Source organism: Ignavibacteria bacterium, assembly GCA_025612375.1.
In the GTDB taxonomy this organism is placed as follows: domain Bacteria; phylum Bacteroidota; class Ignavibacteria; order Ignavibacteriales; family SURF-24; genus JAAXKN01.
This window is the reverse complement of record JAAXKN010000002.1, coordinates 44,008-68,353: the sequence shown is the minus strand read 5'-3', so window position 1 is coordinate 68,353 and position 24,346 is coordinate 44,008. Positions and strand designations below refer to the sequence as shown.

The 24,346-nt window shown below is 45.0% G+C and carries 19 protein-coding genes; 6 read left to right on the top strand and 13 right to left on the bottom strand.

The window, feature by feature from the left end:
* Window positions 1-63 precede the first annotated feature (63 nt).
* From HF312_02085 to HF312_02045, 9 genes are all read right to left on the bottom strand, one after another.
* A complete protein-coding gene (locus HF312_02085) occupies window positions 64-1,944 on the bottom strand; it encodes a PAS domain-containing sensor histidine kinase (GenBank protein MCU7518974.1) in 1,881 nt (626 codons plus the stop codon).
* Window positions 1,937-2,614, bottom strand: coding sequence for a hypothetical protein (locus tag HF312_02080; GenBank protein MCU7518973.1), 678 nt, complete (start codon window positions 2,612-2,614; stop codon window positions 1,937-1,939). Before HF312_02080 ends, HF312_02085 begins: the two co-directional genes overlap by 8 nt.
* Window positions 2,615-2,687: 73 nt before the next feature.
* Window positions 2,688-5,243: a SpoIIE family protein phosphatase gene (locus HF312_02075; protein ID MCU7518972.1), complete on the bottom strand. Its 2,556-nt coding sequence runs from the start codon at window positions 5,241-5,243 to the stop codon at window positions 2,688-2,690.
* Between the two features lie 12 nt (window positions 5,244-5,255).
* On the bottom strand, window positions 5,256-6,938 hold the full coding sequence (locus HF312_02070) for a SpoIIE family protein phosphatase (protein MCU7518971.1): 1,683 nt from the start codon (window positions 6,936-6,938) through the stop codon (window positions 5,256-5,258).
* Between the two features lie 12 nt (window positions 6,939-6,950).
* Window positions 6,951-7,382 carry an ATP-binding protein gene (locus tag HF312_02065; protein MCU7518970.1) on the bottom strand — a complete coding sequence of 144 codons (432 nt, stop codon included), beginning with the start codon at window positions 7,380-7,382 and terminating at the stop codon, window positions 6,951-6,953.
* 2 nt (window positions 7,383-7,384) lie between these two features.
* Window positions 7,385-7,738: an STAS domain-containing protein gene (locus tag HF312_02060; GenBank protein ID MCU7518969.1), complete on the bottom strand. Its 354-nt coding sequence runs from the start codon at window positions 7,736-7,738 to the stop codon at window positions 7,385-7,387.
* Between the two features lie 25 nt (window positions 7,739-7,763).
* Complete coding sequence (locus tag HF312_02055; protein MCU7518968.1) at window positions 7,764-9,854, bottom strand: SpoIIE family protein phosphatase; 2,091 nt, start codon at window positions 9,852-9,854, stop codon at window positions 7,764-7,766.
* A gap of 4 nt (window positions 9,855-9,858) precedes the next feature.
* On the bottom strand, window positions 9,859-11,178 hold the full coding sequence (locus HF312_02050) for a hypothetical protein (protein MCU7518967.1): 1,320 nt from the start codon (window positions 11,176-11,178) through the stop codon (window positions 9,859-9,861).
* Window positions 11,179-11,288: 110 nt separating this feature from the next.
* A complete protein-coding gene (locus HF312_02045) occupies window positions 11,289-11,888 on the bottom strand; it encodes a sigma-70 family RNA polymerase sigma factor (GenBank protein MCU7518966.1) in 600 nt (199 codons plus the stop codon).
* Between the two features lie 260 nt (window positions 11,889-12,148).
* On the opposite strand from HF312_02045, the gene HF312_02040 reads away from it, so the two are divergent.
* From HF312_02040 to HF312_02025, 4 genes are all read left to right on the top strand, one after another.
* Window positions 12,149-12,490 carry an STAS domain-containing protein gene (locus tag HF312_02040; GenBank protein ID MCU7518965.1) on the top strand — a complete coding sequence of 114 codons (342 nt, stop codon included), beginning with the start codon at window positions 12,149-12,151 and terminating at the stop codon, window positions 12,488-12,490.
* A gap of 105 nt (window positions 12,491-12,595) precedes the next feature.
* The gene (locus HF312_02035) at window positions 12,596-13,864 is read left to right on the top strand and encodes an adenylosuccinate synthase (protein ID MCU7518964.1); all 1,269 of its coding nucleotides are present in this window, start codon (window positions 12,596-12,598) and stop codon (window positions 13,862-13,864) included.
* A 206-nt stretch (window positions 13,865-14,070) separates the two neighbouring features.
* Entirely contained in the window at window positions 14,071-15,927 is a 1,857-nt protein-coding gene (locus HF312_02030; GenBank protein ID MCU7518963.1) for a hypothetical protein, read from the top strand.
* Entirely contained in the window at window positions 15,924-17,132 is a 1,209-nt protein-coding gene (locus tag HF312_02025; GenBank protein ID MCU7518962.1) for a HAMP domain-containing histidine kinase, read from the top strand. The genes HF312_02030 and HF312_02025 overlap by 4 nt, the downstream gene beginning before the upstream one ends.
* A 47-nt stretch (window positions 17,133-17,179) precedes the next feature.
* On the opposite strand, the gene HF312_02020 is transcribed toward HF312_02025, so the two are convergent.
* Window positions 17,180-18,490, bottom strand: coding sequence for a divalent metal cation transporter (locus tag HF312_02020; protein ID MCU7518961.1), 1,311 nt, complete (start codon window positions 18,488-18,490; stop codon window positions 17,180-17,182).
* 184 nt (window positions 18,491-18,674) lie between these two features.
* On the opposite strand from HF312_02020, the gene HF312_02015 reads away from it, so the two are divergent.
* Window positions 18,675-19,403 carry a DUF305 domain-containing protein gene (locus HF312_02015; GenBank protein MCU7518960.1) on the top strand — a complete coding sequence of 243 codons (729 nt, stop codon included), beginning with the start codon at window positions 18,675-18,677 and terminating at the stop codon, window positions 19,401-19,403.
* Between the two features lie 79 nt (window positions 19,404-19,482).
* On the opposite strand, the gene HF312_02010 is transcribed toward HF312_02015, so the two are convergent.
* Window positions 19,483-20,172: a hypothetical protein gene (locus HF312_02010; GenBank protein ID MCU7518959.1), complete on the bottom strand. Its 690-nt coding sequence runs from the start codon at window positions 20,170-20,172 to the stop codon at window positions 19,483-19,485.
* A gap of 235 nt (window positions 20,173-20,407) precedes the next feature.
* Between HF312_02010 and HF312_02005 the strand changes: the two genes are divergently transcribed.
* The gene (locus HF312_02005; GenBank protein ID MCU7518958.1) at window positions 20,408-22,564 is read left to right on the top strand and encodes a radical SAM protein; all 2,157 of its coding nucleotides are present in this window, start codon (window positions 20,408-20,410) and stop codon (window positions 22,562-22,564) included.
* Between the two features lie 150 nt (window positions 22,565-22,714).
* Here the strand turns inward: HF312_02005 and HF312_02000 are convergent, their stop codons facing one another.
* Both HF312_02000 and HF312_01995 read right to left on the bottom strand, forming a co-directional pair.
* Complete coding sequence (locus HF312_02000; protein ID MCU7518957.1) at window positions 22,715-23,488, bottom strand: tRNA threonylcarbamoyladenosine dehydratase; 774 nt, start codon at window positions 23,486-23,488, stop codon at window positions 22,715-22,717.
* A gap of 9 nt (window positions 23,489-23,497) precedes the next feature.
* Window positions 23,498-24,175 carry a TatD family deoxyribonuclease gene (locus HF312_01995; protein MCU7518956.1) on the bottom strand — a complete coding sequence of 226 codons (678 nt, stop codon included), beginning with the start codon at window positions 24,173-24,175 and terminating at the stop codon, window positions 23,498-23,500.
* Window positions 24,176-24,346: the final 171 nt, after the last annotated feature.

Genomic DNA, 24,346 nt, shown 5'->3' with positions numbered 1-24,346 from the left:
TGGAGTCACTTCCAAGATTTTTGAGCCGGATAAAAGGGCTGACAGGAAAGGCAATATCCCTGTTCAGCAGGGAATTGGGAATGAAAGCGTTATTGTGGTACCCTCGGTTAAGATGCTGTCGACTGTAAGCTCGCCGCCCATCATTTTTGTCAGGTTGTAGGCTATGGTAAGACCTAAGCCCGCACCTTCAAACTGGCGCTTATGGCCCTCATCTTCCTGCGTGAAAGCTTCAAACATGCGGGCAAGGTTTTCTTTTTTAATTCCTATTCCGGTGTCAGATATGATAATTTTGGCGTAACTGCCTTCCATTCTGGAACTTAAGCTTACACGGCCGCGTGCTTCTGTGTATTTTATGGCGTTATCGGCAAGGGCCGATATAATTTTCTCCAGTTTGCGGCTGTCGGCGTTAATTGAGAGGTTTTCGTCCTCAATATCCAGGTCAAAAGCCAGCGTCTTCTCAATTGCGGCATTCATCAGATCCTGGTAGACTGCCCTCAGTATCTCGCTGATCCTCGTACGGCCTATCTCAAACTCCGTCTCACCCGACTGTATGAGCGAAACCTCCAGAATGTTATCCACCAGCTTAAGGAGCCTGTTGTATCCTTCCTTCAGATACGGGAACAGTTCCGCTGCCGACTCCACATTGCCTGCAATCACGTCATCTTCAATCAGCTCCGAATAGCCTACAATTGCATTTAAGGGCGTCCTGATCTCATGCGACATATTTGCCAGAAACGAGCTTTTGAGCTTGTTTATGTGGGTTTCTTTCTGGTATGCCTTCCTCAGGCGCTCTTCGTTTAAGAGCTGCTCGGTTATGTCCTTGAGGCTTATGATGAAAATCCTCTGCGACTCGTAAAGATCCTCTGTAAAGGTAATCGAGCCCAGGTACTCCCTGTCAAGCACATAGTTCTTATAGCGGAATTCATGAAAATCGCTCTTTGTCCTGAGCAAGGTCGTAGTAGCCTGAGAAAGCACCATCAGGAAATGCTCGTCAAAGACCTCTTCAATCTTCCTTTCCAGCGCCTTTTCCCTTTTTATGGAGAATGTCTCGTAAAAGTTGTCGTTTGCATTCTCAAAGAAAAGCGATTCTTTTTCGTTGCGCACAATTAAAAGCAGATCCGAGATGTTATTGATAATGAGCTTCTGCCTTTCCTCTGAACGCTTAATAATGCGGTTTTTGAGGACGTAATTGGTTATGTCGTTGGCCGTTACTATGAAGTTTACAGACTCCGACTCCTCTTTCCTGACAGGCGTAATGCTGATTTCCTGGTACCAGAGCGAGCCTTCCTCGTGTATTCCAGAGATTATTTTTGTGCACTTCTCATGCAGCTGAATTTTGCTTTTTACCTCTTCGAGTGCAGGAGCCTCAAGAAAATCCTCCAGCACCTTCTGAATCGGCTGATTATAAAGAAATTCTATGTTTGTGCCCAGAATTTCCTCAAACGACCTCGTGGAAAATGTTACTTTGCCCCATTCGTCTGTAATTATAACCGGAACGTTTCCAAACTCCAGGGCATTGTGCAGTGAGTTTATTTTGTTCTCAATCTTATATTTGTCCTCAAGTGAGCTAAGGACAATTACAAAGAGCTCCTGATCCCTGACAAATATTCTTTCAATTTCGGCAAGAAAGTTTAAGGGAATGTCCCTGTCACCTCCCGGGAAGAAAAGCTCCAGGTGGCAGCTGCTGTAATTGCTGCCGGCCAGCCCCTGAATCATCTGGGCAAGCTTGGGTTCAGACTCTACTCCTGAAATGCTGTCGTGCTCTTTGAGAGAAAAAGCATTTTCAAATGAATGATTGCTGTATACAATAGTCCCCCCGATATTCACTATCACAAGAGACTTTGTATCCGGGAACTCCTCCAGTAGCTTAAAGTCCTCCAGTGACTCGAATCTTTTCTGGGTATTGTCCGGTGAATCCATACTGCCGGGAAATCTGTCAGTCATTTAATACTTTTATTTTCTCGATTATTAGCGTTTCATTTCTCTCGTCGCTATAGACGTAATTAGGCGCCATCTTGCCGGGAGAAATCCTGTCTATTAAAGTAAAAAGAGCGCCATTAATATAATCAAATTCTGTAATTAAAGTCTCTCTAATTCCATCCATCAGCTCCGGGAGCGCGGAGCTGTAATACTTGTCAATTTCCCCGCTGAGTTCAAGTGAAAAAACCCTCTTAAACAGCTCGTCGAGGCCGGGAAAGCTGAGTAATGCCTTTTCGTCCTGCGGGAGCCTCCCTTTTTTAGCCGCAGAAATCCTGATCCTGGCCCGGGCAGTTTTACCGCCTGAAACTCTGATGCCTGTAATTTCATAGAACTGCCGTGCTGTAAGATGGAATTTCAGGAAATCAATTTCCGTGTGGATCTCGTAGCCTCCGGCAGAAAAGGCTATTAGCAGTTTACCCCCCTCGTTATCTATGGCAAGATCTTTAAGCCGCCAGTTGATCCGGGCAAGGAAATGCGCCGCAGGAGAAAACTTAATAGAATCCTTCGACCCCTGTGTGGTTTTTACCGTACCGGCAAGAATCCTTTCAAGGTTGGCGGTTTCAAGGTTATTGTAAACGCCTAATTCTTTCTGATACGGCAGTGTGGCTTTTATATTTATTATTTTGTCCAGCATGGAATTTCCCTGATAGTATTATCGTAGAAACAGGAAAATTTATTAACCCTTGCCGGGCAAAATGAGGTTTTAGTTACCTGCTTTTTACAAGAACGAGCGTAATATCGTCACTTTGCTCGCGTGATCCCCGGAACTGCGCTACCTCTTCCAGTACGCCTGAGATTATACTTTCGGAAGCTTTGTCCTTATTCATCATAATGGACCTTACGAGCTGCTCGGTTCCGAACATCTCATTGCTTTCATCCATCGCCTCGCTTATGCCGTCTGAATAAATGGCGTATATGTGCCCCGCCTCAAGCCTCAGCGTCACTTCTTCAAGCGTATCGGCAAAAACACGCCCTTCCTCCAGCCCCAGGCCTATGCCTTTTGGCTGGTAAACATTGACGTTATTTCCGCTGACGTCCAGAAGCTGGCTGTGGCCCGCGCGGCAGAATTTTACCGTGCCCTCACCGGCGTCAAAAAGCACCAGTGTAGCCGTAATAAACCAGTTCCTTTCAATTCCCTCGTAGATCTTTTTATTGACCTCAACAAGTATCTCTCTCGGGCTCCTGCCGTCCACACAGTAAAGCCTCATCATCGTCTGCAGCTTCGACATGTAAAGCGAAGCCGAAAGGCCCTTGCCCGATACGTCCCCTACAACGGCAAACATCTTTAAGGGTGAGACCTGTATAAAATCATAATAATCCCCTCCCACCTGCATTGCCGAGATCATCTTGCCGCTTATGTCAAAGCAGGGGATCTGGGGGAAAGTTTTGGGAAGCAGGCTTTCCTGAATTTTTCTTGCATTCTCAAGATCCCTTTGAACGGCAAGCCTCTGGGCTTCGGATTCATAAAGCCTTGCGTTTTCAATTGCAACTGCCGCCTGATTGGCCGCGGCACATAAAAGCTCCAGGTCCTTTCCGGCAAACTGCGAGCCTGAATGCTTAAGGCCAAAGGCCAGAAGCCCTATAGACTTGGACTTTATTACCATCGGAAGTACTGTATAGATCTGTGCAGCCTCAAGAAGCGTATAGTCGCCCGGGAATATTTCCATGAACTGCTGGCGTTCAACCGAAAGCGGCCCCTGAAGAACAATCTGCTCTCTTATGTAATGCGTTAGCCTCATGTCCTTGTCCGAAATACTTAAGGCTCCGGCACCCGACAGGCCCTTGCCTCTTTTCATGTCAAAGCGGTGAAGGTCGCTGTCGTTTAAGAGTATTGCAAAGTGCTCCAGCCTCAAAGAGTTGACGAATGTGTCCAGCATGGAGTCCAGTATATTTCCCAGCCCTACAATTGAAACAACATCCTTTCCAAACTTCAGTATTACTTTCTGATATGCAAACTGCTCAGGATAAAATTTCCTCGTCAAAAGGTCCTGAAAGCGGTCGCGCGTCGACTGGAATATCAGTGCAAAGACTACAAAGGCCGCAGCCGCAATAAAGCTCCTGTTTTCTGTTCCAATTACTTCGCCAATTCCCTGTCCCAGGCCGTAAACAGTAAGAAAATAAATGGCAGCCAGGGCAGCCGTTGCCGTTCCATAAATTATAGTATTTTTAACAACAATGCTGACATCCATCAGCTGGTACTTGAATATTGAATACCCGAAGGAAACAGGAATAAGAATAACAAGAATAATAGGCGTGAAATATTCGGGTGAATTAAAAATTGAATCGGCAATTACGTTTGCAATTGTTGTAGTATAGACTATTGATGCAGTTCCAAGTATAAATCCCGCAAGGATTATAAATACCGGCTTCTTTTCGCTTCTTGTCTTCAGGCGTTTGTAGCTTACAATAAGAGAAATAAGCCCGGACAAAAGCCCCACCCCTATCAGTAGACTTACCGACAGCATGACGTACTTGTAATTTTCTGTCGTACCCGGTATGTAAACAAAGAAAACCCTGTATATATAAGATATGACAAAGAAGATCCCCGGAATTATAAAGAACATGCGGCGGACCCAGACCTTATCCACACCCTTAAAGGGCTTCGGGAAATGCCAGAAAAAGTATATAATCATAAAGGGAAGCAGATAGGCCGAAAATGTCCAGACAAAATCTATAATTGCCGGCACCAAAGCCGCATTCCTCAGCGAGTTGGGTATATTTTCAGAGGAAAGAAAAGTATAGGTAAACGAAAGCACAAAGAGTACGCCCACCCTGTAGAACAGGCGCTGAACGTAGCCGTTCGGTTTTGCCATAATAACAACAAAACCCACAAAAAGCCAGATTATGCCGAGCAGGTTAAAACCCAGATTGCTGAAATTTATCAGTTTCTTTACATATACTGTTGTATTAAATTTCTCTCCCTTTCTCTCATAAGTATAAGGCGCATATTCCCCTTCATGAAATTTGTTCAGCGTGAGCGAGGCGAGCATTACATTAGTAAGCTTTACGTTATTAATTGCAATCAGGCGGTCGCCGTTTCTGATTCCGGCATTCCAGGCCACGCCGCCATTTTTCACCTTGTCAAAATAGATGAGTGTATCCTGCCCCTCTATATGGGGAACCCAGAGGCATTCGTCATTTGATATGGGATTTATCTTCAGATTATAGTACAGGTTGGTAACCCCTATTATGGCCAGCACAACAGTAGAGAAAATGATGAGTTTCTGCCTGTATTTCTGAATGAAAGCTTTTATATTTTTCATCGGTTATTGCCTTTACGGTTTTACCTTTACGGTCAAAAGTGTTATATCGTCGGACTGGTTTGCCCCGTTGACAAACGTTTCAACTTCAGCCCTTATTTTCTGCAGTATCTCTCCTGCAGTTTCATTTTTCAATCCTGCTGCCAGATGCTCCAGTTTTTCATCTGTAAACTCTTCCATGTTCTTATTCATAGCTTCTGTTACGCCGTCGGTAAAAAGTATCAGTGTGTCCCCGGCCTCAAGGCTTACTGTCTCGGAGATGTAAGGAACCACGGTCTTTAAGACCCCAAGTATCATTCCTCCCTTTGTCAGTTTCCTTATCTCTCCGTTGCGCACAAGTAAAGGAGGGTTATGCCCGGCATTAACATAAGTCAGGCTTTTTGTTTCATCATTAAGCACACCCCAGAAAAAAGTAATAAAGTTGCCCATGGCCGTGTTTTCCGAGATGAGGTCGTTGATCATGTCTGTGGCCTTGTTAAGCTCAAGCCCCTGGCGGCAGATGGACTTTAAGAAAGCCTGCAGGTTAGCCATTAGCAGCGCGGCCGGAACGCCTTTACCCGATACGTCGCCAATTGCAATAAGATAGTCATTCTCCGCAAGTTTAATTACATCGTAGTAGTCGCCGCCAACCTGTTTGGAGGAAACGTTTATGGCTGAGATTTCAAAGCTCTTAAGTTTGGGTATCTTCTGCGGGAAAAGGTTTTTCTGTATGTCGCGCGCAATTTCCAGGTCCTCTTCCATCCTCTGCTTTTCCAGAGCCTCCTTAAAAAGCTTCGCGTTTTCAATGGATATTATGGCAAGGCTTCCCGTGGCATAAATAAATTCTATGTCAGACTCCTTAAACTCTTCCTTGTTAAAGCGCTTGCCCAGAAGTATGAGCCCCTTGGTCTCCCCCTGTATCTGCATCGGAATGATCAGCTCAACGCCAAGCGTGGCAAGCGGCAGAAGCTCTTCTGTAAATTCAGATTTCCTTAAGGCGCTTGTCACTTCATTAGCATTGCAGACTTTAAGCGTTTCAAGAAGCTTCTTTGGGAAATTGGCCTCCAGAACCTGCAGACCTTCAGGACTGCAGAGCACAACGGCGTAGTTTGATACCAGAAGCTGCCCTATTACAGAGTAAACCAGGAGTTTTCCAACCCTCGAAGGGTCAAATATGCCCGAGAACTCCTTGCTAAGTTCAAAAAGCGAGGAAAGCATGCTTACCTTGGAATCGAGGCTGCGGTTTAAGTCCTTCAGCTTTTCAACAAAAGTCGAGTTCTCAATTGCCGTAGCGGCAATATTAACCAGTGTGCCTACAAACTCTTTGTCATCCGGGGAGTATTCTTTTTTATTCAGGCGCTCGCCTAAGAAGATGGCGCCTTTCACTCCCTGTGAGCAGACTATATTCTGGGAATATGCAATGTGGAATTTTTCACAGAATGCCTCAAGGCCTTTGGAAGTAAAGCATTCACCGCAAAGAAGAGCATCGGGGAATTCATCGGCCATTGCCTGCGTAAAACCCTTGAAGGCCTTTACCCTCAGCTTATTGTCTTCATCTACAAGGGCTACAAGCCCCTTCGTTGTATGGAATTTACCGAAGCAGGTAAGAAGAAGATTGCTTAAGATAAATTTCAAATCCAGGCTTGAATTAATGAAATTACTGAAATCTACCAAAGCAGAAAGATTTCTTTTTGCTCCATCTATGTCATAACTGTTCATTCGTGTACTTTCTTAAAAGTATTTAACTAGGACGACCTGATTTTTACTGCCCGCAACTGAACTGAAATTCACCTCATCCATCAGCTTCCGCATCAGATAGATTCCCAGGCCGCCGATCTTATGCTGGCGGTAGTACTTCTTTACGTCAGGCTCGGGAACCAGCGACGGATCGAAGTTAGTGCCATGATCGGTAATGGAGACGGTCATTTTATTGTGGTTGATGTTAATATTGACAATGATATCGCCTTCGGGGGAATACTTGTAGGCATGCTTTATCACATTTGTGCAGGCCTCGTCTACTGCCAGCGCTATCTTGTCTATAGTCTCCTCTGTAAAACCGCACTTCTGCGCCGCGGACTTCGTGAAGTCTCTTATCAGCGCCAGGTTATCGGTAGTACTTTTGACAACCAGCTCTTTTTCGAATAATTTATTTGCAGTTTTCAATATTAACTCTTCTCGTTGAACTTTTGAACGGCCTCTTTTTCATCTCTGTAGAACTCGTACAACAGCGGAAAACCCAGTAAGTCAAAAATGTTGTAGATCTTCGGGCTCATATTTGAAAATTTAATGTCCCCGTCATTCTCCCGCATGGTCTCGACGTATGCCATAAAAACGCCGAGTCCGGCACTGCTTATGTAAGCAAGATCTTCAAAGTTCACGACAACTTTGTATCTTTTATTATCTATTAGTTTTGTGAAAACATCCTCCAGTTCAGGTGCTGTGTGTGCATCGAGATAGCCATGCAAATTGACGACATTTACATGACTGTTTTCGCGCGTCTCCACATTAAAATCTACCATTCAACCTCTCCCGATTTATTTAGTTTTATTTTGTCCACTTAAAAATTACCAGAGTTATATCATCATGCTGCGGTTTTCCCTGAGAGAATACGGCAACTTCCTTCATGATCCTCTTTGAGATCAGATCTATCGGAGCATCCAGGTTCTCAAGAATGACTTTATTAAACCTTTCATAGCCGAAATCTTCCAGAAATGCGTTCTTCGATTCAGGAATTCCGTCTGTATAGAGCAGCAATATATCATTTTCTTTTAATTTAATCTCAACTTCTTCAAGTGAATTTGCAAAATTAGGCGAGAAATCAAGCCCCAGGCCCATTCCGCACGGCTTAAGTTCCTCAATCGTACCGTTTCTTACAAGAAGAACCGGTGAATGCCCGGCCCTCGAGAAAAATAGGGTCCCGGTTTTTGTATCTATTATTCCGTATTCAACCGTTACAAAACTCTTCTTATCCAGGCTGTGCCTTAAGACCTGATTGGCTTTTACAAGCACCTCTTTGGGACTGTCTATGAGCCTTGCCAGAGACTCAAAAATGCCCTTAACCTCCGCCATTATAAAAGCCGCGGGAATCCCTTTTCCCGAAACGTCGGCTATAACAAAACCCAGACGGTCGCCCGTAAGCCTGAAGAAATCGTAGTAGTCGCCCCCGACTTCAAAGGCCGGGACAAAAAGAGCCGAAACCTTCATATTTTCAAGCTCGGGGGTCTTGTCCGGCAGAATCTTATACTGTATTTCACGCGCCACGTCCAGCTCTTTTTCCATCCTTTCCTTTTCCAGGCTTTCAGCCAGGAGCTTTGCGTTTTCAATTGCAACGGCGGCATAATCTGCAAATGCCCCAATCGACTTCTGGTCGTCGTCGTCAAAGGGGTCTTCGCTTTTCCTGGCGGCAATAAGGTACCCGTTTACCTCATCGTGCACTTTTAAGGGGGAAACCGCCAGAAGGCGGAAGTCCGTACTGAACTCCTCTGTGGAAGGATCTTTATGCTTCAGCTGATCGAGTGAAATTGTTTTAACATTTTTTATATTCTTAAGCCCGTACTTCCGGCTTAAGGTAGAGGTAATTTTATCGGCCTCAACGTAGCCTATGTTTTTAACCGCGTTCAAATTAAGCTCGCCGTTCTCGCCCGAGACCAGCCAGGCCGAGTCGCTGTTGCATACCTTTATTGTAATATCCGTTACGGTCTCAGCCAGCTCCTTAAAGTCAAATACCTGCGTCATCAGGCGGCTTAAATCCATGAGCGATGAGACCTCCTGAGCCTTGCGGTCGAAGGCTTCAGCTGTCGGCATGTGGAAAAGTGTTGTAAAGAATACAACGCTGAAATATATGCATCCGTATGTCATCATGAGCACAAGGAACTCATGAAGCGCGGGTGAAAACTCCGTAAGAGCCTGCGTAACGAACAGGCTGCCTGAATTGCTGAGGCCTATATTGACGCCGAAGAGGATTGAAAGCACAACTGAAATAATGAGCAGATACATCTTTTCCTTTTTGGTAAGAAATGCAATCCATGATGTCCTGATTGAATTAAGCGCAATTAAAAGTATGGAAACTATCATAAGAGCGGTCTTGAAGTCCGCAAACTCAACGTGCAGAAACGATATTGTGCTGGCAAAGGAGGTAGCAGCAAGAAACCCCGCCATTGTATTAAAGTAGAATGAAGGGTTGCGCTTCTGCTTCAGGAAGAACAGCATCCTGAAAACAGAAAAATTATAGGCCATTGCAACAATAAAAAGGAATGCAAGAAAAATTGCAGCAATTGAATATATAAAGCTGCCGCCGCCATTCTGCCCGAAGATCTCATTAAAGACCGGGGAGATCACAGAGAGCACAAAAAATATAAGCGCGTTTAATATTCCGGCATTCAATATTATAGATAATGGCGAAAGCTTCTTCTCCTGAATAAAATCACCGGCATAGAGCGTGCTGAAGTAAAAGGTCAGAATTACAAGGATTTCACTCAGACATACAAAAAGCGGACTGTAGCTGAGGTTATCAGGAAAAACCAGCCTGAAGAGGAACAGAACAGCCGCCAGTGTCATTGCGTTCTGCAGCTTGCGCTGGCTGCTCCAGTGGAACAGTTTCTTTATAATTACATTATTTGCGAGTGTATTTTGCATTTATTTAAGGCTCTCTGTTTTCCGTTTTTTGTTTGTTCACTTTTTTAAGTTTTTTAAGCTCTTCCCTTACTTTCTTCATGCTTTCCCTTAGCTCCAGGCGCTTAAGGCTGTCAAGCCCTCCCTGCACGTACGAAGGCGAATCCGGATGCCGGCGGAGTTTTTTAATCCCGTCCTCATTAAATCCGCTTTTTTTCAGGCTTTCTTCAATAATTGAATCCACGTCCGGCAGATCAATATTCAGTTCAAAATAGTCTGTGGCTTCCTCTTTATCCTCCGCCGGCACATCAGGCACCTGAGGCGTCTTACTGTGCCTTCCGTTGGGAACAACAGGAGGTCTCATCTTTATATTAAAATGTTTCAGCTGCCTTGTGGCCATTTCAATCTGCTTTGCAATCTCTTCCATGTCCGGGATTTCAGGAGTAACCGGGGGGACTTCAGGCACCCTGATGCGGAAACGCGTCGAATCCATGTAGATCATAAACTGCCTGTCTGGAAGCTTCTTTGAGTTTTTCTTCATGTTCTTCGCGTAGTCTTTTTCAAACTTCATCTGCAGTTTGATGTCCTTGTCTGTCTCCGCGGCATCACGCTTCGACTGCTTTGCATCCTTCCTGTACTGCTCCATGTCAAATTTATAGTCGTGCGAGAAGATTGAGTCTTTTGTAACGAAAATAAAACGGTTGACGTCAGCTTCCTTAACCTCCGATACCATCCGGGAGAGCTGCGGGTTGTCCGTAAACTCCGCCATGGAAGGACCCATCTCTTTGAATTTCGCCCTGTTGGCCTTTGAGGCAAACATGAACAGGTCGGCTAAGAGGGCCTTGTTAAGATTCCAGAGGTTTTCATTTATGGCAACTGTATTGTTCTCGTTTACAAGTATCTGCGACTTAATCTTTTCACCGTATGAACTGAGAATAGAATCCATCTGATGGCGCTGCCGGGGGTTCAGCTCCATGTTTTTGCTGAATGCCTCCAGGTTATTGGTCTTCTGAACCGCTGAAACATCCCTGAACTCCACGTACTGCTTGCCCAAAGTGTCTACTCCCAGCTGCAGATACTGCCGGTTCTGGCGGTCGAGTGGAAGTTCATGATAAAAAGCAAAGTTAAATATGTCCTCGTTTGTGACCTCACGGCCTAAGAAAAGCGGCTTCAGGCTTTTGGTGTAAAAGCTTAAGAGGCTCCCTTTCTGCGCCTCAAAAAAATCCTGGAATTTATTTACCTTAAAATAAAACGTAAGCGCAATTGTAAGTGCCATCAGACCCGCCAGGGACATGGCTTTTTTGGAGAAAAGTATTCCTCTTAGATTATATTTGCTCTGTTTTGCCATAGTCAGCTTTCATAATGGAAGAATAATAAGGGAACACTTTTTTTAAGCAGAAGTCTTCAGAAAAAAGAAAGATAAATCAGAACAGAGGAAGGAAAACAACAAAAAAAATCTTATATCATCAAATCACGTTCAAAAGGCTGCAGCAGATATTTTAAGCTTTCTCTTGCTCTGAAGATCCTGGACTTAATGGTTCCCACTTCACATCCCAAAGAATCGGCAATTTCCTTATAGCTCTGGCCGTCAATTTCCCTCATGAGAAGAGGCACCCTCAGCTTTTCAGGCAGCTTTTGTATGGCCTGCTGCACAATCTCCGTAGTATCCACGTACTCGGCTTCATGCCTCATGCCGCCTAATTCCTCTTCGGTATCCTTCATCGGAACAAAAATGCTCCTGATGCGCTGTTTTCTCAGCTGATCCTTGCACTTGTTCACGGTAATCCTGTAAAGCCAGGTTGTAAACTGCGACTCAAAGCGGAAACTTTTCAGCTTGTTAAAAACAGTAATAAATACGTCCTGCGAGATATCGTCCACCATCTCACGGTTGCCCACGGTCAGAAACACAAGATTCCGCACCTTGTCCTTATGCCTTAAAACCAGCACCCTGAAGGAGGATTCATCCCCGTCAATAAATCTTTTTATCAGCGCAAAGTCATCATCTGTATTTGATGCTGAACCGTGACTCAGGCCGACTTCATCTTTTGTTAAATCCATTAATTTAGACGCTACTTATTAATTATTGTTCCGTTGAGACAGAATACCCCGTACCTCCTCCGGCCCCCTGAAAGAAACCTGCTGCTTAAAACTAAGAAATTTATCCAATAAATAATGTGAAAAATTTCCCGCAGCTATTTTTTTTATTGTTCAGCCAAAAATTATCTGAATTCTATAAAAATAACAACAAAATCTTTTAATTTGCTTGCAAAAATTGGCCTAATAGAGTAAATTTAATCAGTTAATAAATAGGAGCATTCATGAAAATCAAAACCAACGAACAGTACGGAGCAGTAGTTGTAGAGCTGAAGGGCAACGTTATGGGCGGACCCGAAGCTGCTGAACTGAGCGATATTCTGCACAAACTGGTTGAAGAAAAGAAGCTGCATGTAATTATTGATCTGTCCGAAGTTAAGTTTATGAACAGTTCCGGTCTTGGAATGCTTATTAGTGGTTATACCACAATGAAGAATGCCGGCGGTAACATGGTCCTGGCAAATGCTACTGAAAAGATCTACAGCCTGCTCATGATTACAAAGCTGGTAACTATCTTTGAAAATTATGATTCTGTTGAGGAAGCCGTAAAGAGCTATAGCAAGTAGTCTTCTGGCGATAGAATTATTACATTTTGAGTATTTTTGTGAACTCCGGATAGCTCATTCGGAGTTTTTTTATGCATATAATTTAGGAGTGAAACAGGAGTTAAAATGAGTGTGTCAATTTTAGTCGGCAGCCAGTGGGGCGATGAGGGCAAGGGCAAAGTTGTAGATATACTGAGCGAAAAGTACGAGGTTGTGGCCAGGTATCAGGGCGGAGCCAATGCAGGACACACCGTGGAAATCGGTGACAGGCAGTTCATTCTTCACCTTATCCCGTCAGGAATTTTAAGGGAAGACGTAACCTGCGTAATTGGTAACGGCGTCGTAGTTGATCCGCAGGCCCTTTTGGACGAAATCAGCTTTCTTGAAAAAAATAACATAAAAATAGACGGGCGCCTTTTTATCAGCCATAACGCACATCTTATCATGCCGTACCATAAGCTTCTGGATTCAATAAGCGAAAGCGGACAGAATAAAATTGGAACTACAGGCCGCGGCATTGGACCCTGCTATATAGATAAGTATGCAAGAAAAGGGATCAGAATTGTTGACCTCTTAAATAAAGATATACTTGAGAGAAAAATCAGGGAAAACCTGGCTGAGAAAAATAACCTTCTAAAAAAGGTTTATGATCACAAGGAACTGGACGTTGAGGCCATTATTGCCGAATATATGGAATTCGACAAGAGAATAGATAAATACGTAAAAGACACCCCGGTTTTCTTAAATAATGCCATTGCAGAAGGAAAGTCTGTCCTTTTGGAAGGCGCCCAGGGAGCCCTGCTTGATATCGACCACGGGACCTATCCATACGTAACATCCTCAAGTCCGACTTCAGGAGGTGCATGTACAGGAACAGGAATTCCGCCTACAAAGATCGATTCAGTAATAGGAATTGTCAAGGCTTATACTACCAGAGTGGGCTTAGGGCCTTTCCCAACAGAACTTCTGGACGAAGACGGCGAGAAATTAAGGAAAATCGGCGCTGAATTCGGCGCTACAACAGGACGCCCGAGGCGCTGCGGCTGGTTTGACGCTTTTCTGGTCAAATATTCCACCATGGTAAACGGAATTGACTCGGCCGCAATTACAAAGCTCGACGTCTTAAGCAGCTTCGACGAAATTAAGGTCTGCGTTGGCTATGAGTACAAGGGTAAAATGCTGAAAGCTTTCCCGAATGACGTTGACCAGCTCGACTGCATTAAGCCCGTTTATGAGACCCTTCCGGGCTGGAAGAGCGATATATCACAGGCCAGGACCTACAATGACCTCCCGAAGGCCACAAAGGATTACCTGGAATTTATATCGAGCTACTGCGGCTTTAAGATCAGCCTCATTTCCGTCGGCGCCAAGCGTGCACAGACAATAGTTCTCTAAGCAGAGTTATTCCAAATATTAGTTCATAAAATGCCCCGCACCCCGGGGCATTTTTCATTTCCACCCCCGCCCCCGAGCCGCGGCATGTTCCTGTTTATTTTTTCAAATAATTCCCGCATATTAACATCCGTATTTATTTCAGGATTTGCCCCGTTCGGGCACATTCATCTTCCCCATAACTCATGTAAATTCAAGGAATATCATCTGTGAAAAAATTTCTCATTCTCTCTTTTTCATTCCTGCTCGCTTTTAATTTTGTACTGGCCCGGGATAATGGCAAGATCTCCATTAAAATGTCATTCCCCGATACAAACCGCGTTTTGGAATTAAACGGAAGACCCTTCTACTTTACGGGCATCGTCACACCCGCTAACTCCCGCGTAACTGTAAACGGGGCCGCGGCTTCTGTGGATGAGGACGGCGCCTTCTTGGTCTACGCCCCCATCGTTCTCTTAAATCAGAAGGATAGCTCGGGCTTTAATAAAGGCAAAATTGAAGTTAAAATAACTTCAGGCAAGGACTCGAAAATAATTAACAGGACCTATACCGTTAAGCTCCCCTTCAGGACTTCCGGCGAGGACTCCCTCTCGGTGGACACAGAATGGACAAATACCCCTTCGGATACCCTTTGGATTGGAAAGGGGGAAAACGTAAACGTCCGTATAAAAGCTACCCCAAACTGCAAGGCTTATTTTACCGTGGGAGAGGGTCAGGAGAAATTCCCCATGGAGGAAACCCGCTTCGTTAACTCTTACTACTGGGGTGAAGCTGTCTTCGGAGACGGCCTGGAAACGAAGGGCGACACAATAAAAGGCGTCTATGAAGGGCACTTTTCTGCCGACAGGACGCTCAGTAACGCAAAAATTACAGTTACGCTTGTCCACCCTAAGCTCGGAACTCTTAACTGGAGCCCTTCAGGCACGGTTTCAACCTTAAACAGCGCCATGCACCCTATAGTGGAAATTAAGCCCGATCCCAACCTCGTTGTCGGAAGATATGCCCCTGCTGCCGGATATAAGCTTTTTCTCCACGCAGGCACCAGGCTTGAAGTTACCGGCAAAGAGGGCCGCTGGCTGAGGGCAAAACTTTCCCAGGGCGAATCTGTTTATATTCCTGAAAATTCAGTTAATTACATTCCGGGCGGCAAGGTGCCCCAGAGCTCAATACCGATCATAAGAACCAAAGATTCTGAGCGCTGTACGTCAGTGGAATTCAGCCTTAGTGAACGTGTACCCTTTAACGTAACAGAATACACCAGCCCTCAGAGGCTTGAAGTGACGCTCTATAACGTAAGGTCCGAGATCGATTGGGTGTTTTACGACAAAAAGTGCGATTTTATAAAGGAAATCAAGCATTCTCAGCCTTCTGACGGCGTCCTTAAGGTTGAAATATTCTTGAATCAGAAGACTCACTGGGGCTATAAACCCGAATACGACGGAAGCATTCTGAAACTTAAAGTTAATAAGCCGGCAAAGAAAATCAGCGCCTCAATATTCCGGAACAATCAGCTTAAAGGGCGTGTTATATCAATTGATCCCGGCCATACGCCCGAATACGGGGCCGTAGGACCCAGGGGTATAAAGGAAAAAGACGTTAATTACGAAATTTCCTTGAAGTTAAAAGAAATGCTGGAGGATAAAGGAGCCGTGGTTTACATGACGCATAAACAGGGGGAAAGCCTCCCCTTAACGCAAAGAAAAGCCGTGGTTAACTCCCTTGATCCTGAAGTATCAATAAGCATGCACAATAATGCCGTGCCGCAGGGGGTGGATCCTTTAGTTCATAACGGCAGTTCGGTTTACTATTATTATCCGCAGGCGCTTCCGCTTGCAAAAATGATACACAAAAACCTGCTTAAGAATATTAAGCTGAAGGATTTCGGACTTTACTGGGATAACCTTTATATGTCCCGTATCCCGGAATCAATTTCATTACTAATTGAACCTGCATTTATGATCGTTCCTGAACAGGAAAGGCTTCTTAAGACGGACGACTTCCAGAAAAAGATAGCCCGCTCGGTCCTGGATGCACTGGATAGCTTTTATAAGGAATACAGCGAATGAAAATGTCGGGCGGCCCCGGAACCAGAAACATCAAAATCATACTGCTTGCCATAGCTTTGGTAATTGCCTTCGGCACTGTTTTCTATACGCGCATGATCGTAGAAAAGCTTCAGCAGAAGGAAAAGCAGATTGTGGAGCTTTATGCAAAGAGCCTGGAGTATCTTGCCAATACGGAGGATACTTCCACTAACCTCACCTTCATTTTTGAAAATGTAATAAAGCCGATCGATTTCCCGATTATACTGACCGATACACAGGACAAGGTAAACCTGAAGAATAAGTCCGGCTACCGCAACCTCACGCTCGATTCTACAAAGACCCCGGCCGAACAGGAGGAGTTCCTTTATAAAAAGATAAATGAAATGGATGCCATAAATCCCCCTATCGTAATTAAATACAACGATTCGATCATTTTCGGCAAGATCCACTACGGCGACTCCGACCTTATAAACCAGCTCAGGAACTATCCTTACCTTCAGATACTCTTTGCCGCAATGTTCATCATTATCGGATATATCAGCTTCAGCTATATTAAACGGAATGAGCAGAGCAACATCTGGGTCGGCATGGCCAAGGAAACAGCCCATCAGCTTGGCACTCCCATTTCAAGCCTCATGGGCTGGAGCGAAATCCTGAAGCTAAGCCACAATAACCCCGATAAGGTTCTGGACATCTCCGAAGAAATCAACAACGACCTTGCCCGCCTGAACAAGATCACACAGCGCTTCTCCAAGATCGGATCTAATCCGGAACTTAAGGAAGCCAACCTCTACGAAGTGATCGAAAGGACGACAAAGTATTTTGAACGCCGCCTCCCCCAGATCGGCAAAAGCGTTCAGCTGAAAATCGAGGGGAATGAAAACGTGTGCGCAAGGCTGAGCCCCGAACTCTTTGAATGGGTGCTTGAAAACCTGATTAAAAATGCCCTGGACGCAATTGAGGGGAAAAAGGGAGGCATAACATTTTATGTTTCCGAAACCCACAAGAACGCCGAAATAGACGTAAAGGACACAGGTAAAGGCATAGACCCTAAAAGGAAAAAAGACATATTCCGCCCGGGCTACAGCACGAAAAGACGCGGCTGGGGACTTGGCTTAAGCCTTTCGAAAAGAATAGTTGAAGATTACCACAAGGGCAAGATTTATGTAAAGCATACGGGGCCTGAAGGCACAACCTTTAAGATCATTCTGCGGAAGAACACCTGAACAAAAAAAAGCTCCTTAGTTTAAGGAGCTTTTTTTATGGGCTTACCTTACACCACCCACGAATAAATAAGCCCCAGTGCCGCAAGCGTCATTAGTGCAACAGAAACCCACCCCCCAATCCTGAGCCCCGCAGGAATAATGAACCTCCCCATAACCATTCTGTTTGATGACATAAGCATCATTATTATCATTACCGGAGCCGCAATAAGCCCGTTTATTGTGGCGGCCCAGATTAGTGCCTGAATAGGGTTTATTGGCGTAAAGTTCAGGGCCAGCCCCAGAAGCGTGGCCACGCTGAGCACCAGGTAAAAGTTAACCGCGCGGAAAGGCTTCTGCTCCAGCCCCACGGGCCACTTGAAAAGTTCGCCGATTGCATATGCCGATGAGCCTCCCAGTATCGGTATTGCAAGCATTCCCGTTCCTATTATCCCGGCGCTGAAAAGAAGGGAAGCAAAGCGCCCTGCCAGGGGCTTTAACGCTCCGGCTGCCTCAGCGGCGCTGTTTACTTCTGTTATCCCCTGCGTGTTAAGCGTCATTGCCGTAGTTACAATGATGAAGAAAATAATTATGTTCGAAAACGCCATGCCCAGGTACGTATCAATTTTTATTCTTTTCATCTGCTCCGGCGCCTGACGGGGGGCAACCTTAAGAGGCTCCTCTTCAGGCGTGGTGTTCACCTCCTCGGTCTCCTGGCTTGCCTGCCAGAAAAAAAGATAAGGACTTATTGTTGCCCCAAGTACGGCAACAACGGCACCCAGGAATTTTGTGTCCCACCTGAGCTCAGGAACAACCGTTGCCGTTAGTGCCATTTTCCAGTCAACGTCCACAATAAACGCCGTAAACATATAGGAAAACAGGGCAAGTGAGAGCCACTTGAGTATCTTTACATATTTTGTATATGGAATAAATACCTGCAGCACCAGCGAAAGCGCGGCAAGTAATATGGAGTAGATTATCTCAGGCCCGCCGATCAGAAGATTCATTGCGCTTCCCATGGCCGCAATGTCGGCGCCGATATTTATAACGTTTGCAATGATCATTAAAGAAGTTATTATTATGCTGATCCACGGAGGATAATACCTCAGCATATTGCCTGCCAGCCCCCGCCCCGTAACGCGCCCTATCCTGGCCGAGATCTCCTGCGTTGCGCTCTTAAGGGGATATGTATAAAGAACCGTCCAGAGCAGATTAAAACTGAAATGCGCTCCCGCCTGCGAGAATGTGGCTATTGCACTCGGATCGTCATCCGATGCTCCGGTAATAACTCCGGGGCCCAGCCTCTTTAAGAAATTCTTAAAGGGGTTTCCCGGTGAGGTTTTTGTACTAATGCCGTTAATAAATTCTGTTTCTTTATTCATAAGGTTCTTTTCAGGTTATCCTATTCATTATATCAAAATAACCTCACAATTTAAGTGAAGAAAAGTATTCACATCCGGCAGCACTCATCTTCTTTACCACATGCTTTAGTTAATGCATTGACATTTGGCGCTAATGCTATTATCCTATTTTTGCATGACTTATAAAACATTAGGAGGAAGAGATATGTCAGGAAGATGGTTACTTTTTACCGTTGTTATGATTGCAGGCTTATTGTTTGCTGCGGGCACCCAAAGCTATGCCGCCTTCAGCCTTTCTCTTCAGGAGAAAGATCAGATGAATAAGGATATGCCGGCAGATACCGGTATGATACACCAGAACCAGAGCGGCATGCAGTCCCATGGCGATATGAAAGCCATGATGGGAGAGATGCGCGACAGCATGATGAACATTCAGAAGACCGGGGACCCGGACCAGGATTTTGCCGCAATGATGATCCAGCACCACAAGGGCGCTGTCAGAATGTCCGAGGAGGAAGTCAACAAAGGCAAGGACCAGAAAATAATTTCAATGGCAGAAAAGGTGATTAAAGACCAGACAAATGAAATTCAGGACCTGCAGAAATTTGTCAAAACCGACCAGTCACAAACAGGCATGAGAACCGGACAGATGAACGATACCTCGATGCAGAAGAGAAAAGACATGCAGGATATGACCGGATCATCGCAGCAAAAAATGATGGATAAAATGCAGAACATGGAAATGACAGGCAACCAGGATGAGGATTATGCCTCAATGATGGTAATTCATCATCAGCACGCAATCGATATGGCAAATGAATATCTGGATAAGGGGAAAGACAGCGAACTGATAAAAATGGCAAAAAAGATGATCAGTGAAAATGAAAGCCAGATAAAAGACCTGGAAGACTGGAAAATGAACAAGACAAAATAATGCATACTCACGCATTAAACGGGAAAAGGGCAAAGCTTACTTTGCCCTTTCCTTATTTAATTGAATTGCCCTTATTCAATTAATTATTCGCCCTCTCATCCTCCTCTAAACCCCATAAGGCTTTCCGGCCATCCTGGTTTTCAAAGTCCCTTAAATAAACATATTTCTCATAAAACTCTTCAAAATCACCCGAAAGCGGATCTATAAGCTTATCCGTACTTTCAAGGATCCCGTCTGCAATTGAAAAAAGTTCAGACATCTGGCGGTTCTCTAAAACAGCGCCTGAATTTAATACCCTTTTTTCCAGCGACCTCCTGAAATACTCTATCTTTAAGCCCAGGTTGTGAATTGTGTTCGGCGTAATGCCCATGCGCCTTATTTCAGCTACATATTTCAGTGCCAGCATCCGGAGAGCTTCGGCTTTATTTAACAGCTCTAAGTCCGATAAACGCATAAGATAGCTTTGGTTATACCTTGTCCTGTCCCTTAATTCCACGTTGCCCGACTGCCTGGAAAAATTAAAAAGCGCCGAAGAAACCGCTGCCAGGTCAGCTATCAAACCGTCTCTTCCTGCCGCGTTTTCAGCAGCTGCATCCAGAACAATTGACGATGCGTCTTTATCTGTCTGCTCAATCTCATCCATAACCCTGCGCAGCCTTGTCATCAGAAAAGCTGCCGGCCCAAGCCCCAAAGAAAGATCTATATTTCTTGTCAGCAGATTCAGTACGTCTTCATACATACCATACTTTTTCTTTTCAATATCGTTCATAAGTTTCTCTAATATTAATTTGAAATAAAATTTATATTAGAACACATGCACAATACCATTTCCATTCTTTCTGCACTTAATCAAAATTAAACCCCTCAAAACAAATAAAACATAGGGTATTTTCTGAATTTACTGTAAGTACTTTGCTTACAGAAAACGCTTATTCCTTGATTGAAAACTTTATTATTCATAGTTTTTCCTGAAGTTTTTCCTTAAAATTGCTTTGAGATATTTAATGAAAGTTTTACTCATAATTCCCCCTTTTTCACAGATCAATACCCCTTATCCCTCTGCACCGCAGCTTTCGGGATTCTTAAGGTCACGGGGGATTGAGGCCAGGACGTTTGACCTTTCCCTCACCTCAGCCCTGAAGTTATTTTCCAGGCCGGGACTGGAAAGGATATTCTCCTGCATTGCTGGAAGTGAAGATGACGTGGTTAAAAGGGCACTGGCTCTCCGCAATAAATATGTAAGCACGATAGATCCGGTGATAAATTTCCTACAGGGGAAAAATCCCAACCTTGCTTATAGAATCGTTCAGGACGGATTCCTGCCGCAGGGGGAGGCATTCTCAAGGGAAACGGATGAAAAAGGCGCCTTCGGATATTTCAGCCTGCAGGATAAGGCAAAGTATTACTCTTCACTTTTAATCGACGACATCACGGACATAATAAGCAGGACTATAACGCCGCACTTCCGCCTTAGCCGCTACGCGGAAAAAATAGCGCAGAGCCCCCCGCACTTTGATCCCCTCTTAAATGAATTAAAGCGCCCCATGAATTTAATTGAAGAAATGATTATTGAAGAGCTTAAAAAAGAAATTGAGGCCTATGGGCCTGACGTTGTGGGCTTTACAATTCCTTTCCCCGGCAACTTGCTTGGAGCCCTGGTCTCGGCAAAATTTATAAAATCCCGTTACCCCAAAATCAAAATTATCTTTGGCGGGGGCTACGTCAATACTGAGCTCAGAACGCTCAGGGATGAAAGGATATTTGACTTTGCGGACTATATAACCTATGACGACGGGGAGCTCCCTTTATTAAATATCATAAAAAGCCTCCGGGGCGAGAGTTCTTCGTTTGTCCGCACACTTTTAAGAGAAAACGGGAAGCTCACCTTCAAGGATGACGCTCCTGAGAAAAACCTCAGCCATGAGGATATGTTCCCTCCGTCACTTGAGGGTATTGATGCCTCAAAGTACATCCCTGTTACAGAAATGCTTAACCCGATGCACAGGATATGGTCCGACGGCTACTGGAACAAACTCACCGCGGCCCACGGGTGCTACTGGCATAAATGTACTTTCTGCGACATATCCCTCGACTATATAAAAAGATATTCCCCGGCCAGAGCCGTAACAATTGTCGACTGGATGGAAGACATGATCAGCCAGACGGGCAGAACAGCCTTCCATTTTACAGATGAAGCCGCACCCCCGGCACTCCTAAAAGAGGTATCGCTCGAAATCCTTAGGCGGAATCTTGCCGTAAGCTGGTGGGGAAACATCCGCTTTGAGAAAGCTTTTACGGAGGACCTGGCTCGCCTCATGGCTCTCTCGGGATGCATTGCCGTAAGCGGAGGGCTTGAAGTTGCAGACGACAGGCTCCTTAGTCTCATAAATAAGGGCGTCACCTTAAGCCAGGTAGCCCGGGTATGCCGCGGCTTCAGGGATTCGGGCATTATGGTGCATGCTTACCTTATGTACGGATTTCCCACGGAAACCGCACAGGAAATTATTAACAGCCTCGAACTGGTGCGCCAGTTCATAAAGCATAACCTCTTCCAGTCGGGCTTCTGGCACCAGTTTTCATTAACAGCACACAGCCCCATTGCTTTGACTCCTGAAAAGTTTAACGTTGAGGTGACTTCATCCAAAGAAAACCCGTTTGCAAATAACGACCTCGGCTATAAGGACCTCTCTGGAATTGACCACAGTATATTCTCAGGCGGGTTAAGCAAGGCGCTTTACAACTATATGCACGGCATCGGGCTCGACTGGGATGTAACAAAGTGGTTTGAGTTCCGCGTGCCCAAAAGCACCGTTGATAAATCGCTCGTCAAGAATTTCATTCACGACACTTTAGACATGTACATGCCCGACGGCAAAAGGCGTGCCCTCTGGACAGGCTCAAGCCCCGTAATAAAAAAACTTGGGAAAGGGGAGATGGTAGTAACGGTTCACGGCAACTCGGTTGCAGCCGAATGGAATCTTGACCATAGGACAGCCGCCTGGCTAAAAGAGGCTGCACTGAAAGCCGATATTAATTCAACAGAAGGCGTTACATTCGGCCAGCTAAAGGCCTCTTTCCCCAACGGTGAAGAGGCATTCAATGAGTTTGCAAAAACCGAAGTCTGGCAAGAACTGCGGGACAATATATTATTGTTCGTCTGAACTCCGACATGACTAGCCACGACCTGAATAGCCACGACCTGAATAGCCACGACCTGAATAGCCACGACCTTTAGGTCGTGGAAAAGAGCTAAAAAAATATTCGGGCTTTAGCCCCAGATCCGCGCAGGGCCAAAACACAAAACCAGCAAACTAGTTTTCGGAGAATGCCGTCTCTGGCGGATTCAGCCCCTGTGCCTTACTATCCGCACCCAGAAGATCCCTCAAAACAACCGATGCACAGAAACACCCGAAGACGGGCGGCATGTATGATATCGTACCAACGGTCGACTTCTTGTTCCTCTGCTCATCTATAATAACCGACTCTTTAACGATCTCTTCAGAAGAAAACACCACCTTAAAGCCTTTGTAAACCCCAAGCTTATAGAGCCTTTTTCTCAGCTTCCGGGCAAGCGTGCAGTTGTAGGATTTCGATACGTCGGCAACACTTACAAGCGATGGATCAAACTTCGCTCCTGCGCCCATGGAGCTTACAACGGGAATGTTATTCATCATGCACTGATAAATTAAATTGACCTTTGGCGAAAGCGTGTCAATTGCGTCAACAACGTAGTCAAATTTTTTACTTTTAAGAAGCGCTTCCATATCCTTGTCTTCAATATAGCTCGTTATCACGTTCAGCTTCAGATCGGGATTTATATCCAGTAGCCTCATCGAAACCACCTCGGCCTTACGTTTGCCCAAAGTGCTGTTAAGTGCGGGAAGCTGACGGTTGCGGTTGCTTAATTCAACCTTGTCGCCATCAACAATTGTAAGCTCTCCCACACCCGCGCGGCAGAGGAGTTCAGCGGCATAGGAGCCCACGCCACCTAAACCCATTACGAGCACGTGCGAATTTATTAAGTTTATAAGTTTTTCTTTTCCAACTAAGAGTTCGGTCCTCGACATCCAGGCGGTATTTTCCATATTCTCCATCTAAAACAGTTTTAAGAAATTTTCTTTCATCTGGCGCTTTAAGGTGCCCAGACTTACATTTTTAAGTGCCGAGGCTCTTTCATAAACATTTTCAATGCTTAGATCCGAGTCGTCGCATTCCAGAAAGAAGCGGTCCATTGGAACCTGAGGAAACACCTCCGGCACTTTGGAATTAGTGTTGAAGAGAAACTTTCCGAAAGACAGATAGCATCCGTATTTCAAAAGCTGGCCTGCGGTCTGAAGATTACTGTTATAGCCGTGTATGATCCAGGGAGTACTGAATTTATATTTCTTCTTAAGTGCAATTATATCAGAAAAAGCTCTTACACAGTGTATCATTACGGGCTTTTGTACAGTCTCTGCAATCTCCAGGTGCCTTATGAAAACTTCCGTCTGGACTTCCCATGAGACGTCAATTGCACGGTCCAGCCCCGCCTCTCCTATTGCCTTAACCATGGGATACATAGAAGCTTTCTTCACATTTCCAATTGCCTTTTCCCTGTCTGTTTTCATCATATGCCATGGATGCAGGCCCACAGTGTAAAAGCAGCTTTCTTTCAGAGCGTAAGACTCAAACTCCTCGGCAAAGATATTGATTAAGGACAGTTCACCTGAGCCGCAGTTATCCCTGTGAGTATGAATGTTTATAAAAGGCTCATGCTCCAAAAGAGGTTTCATTCAACTTTATTGTTTAATTCCGGCCACAAAAATACTAATTTCTATTAACTGATTCCAAAGATGGAAGAATTTTCCCCTACAAATATAGAACCACTACGCGGTTCTGAATTGGCTTGGAATCCATTTTTCTACAAATATGGAACCGCTATCGCGGTACGCAAATTGAAAAAC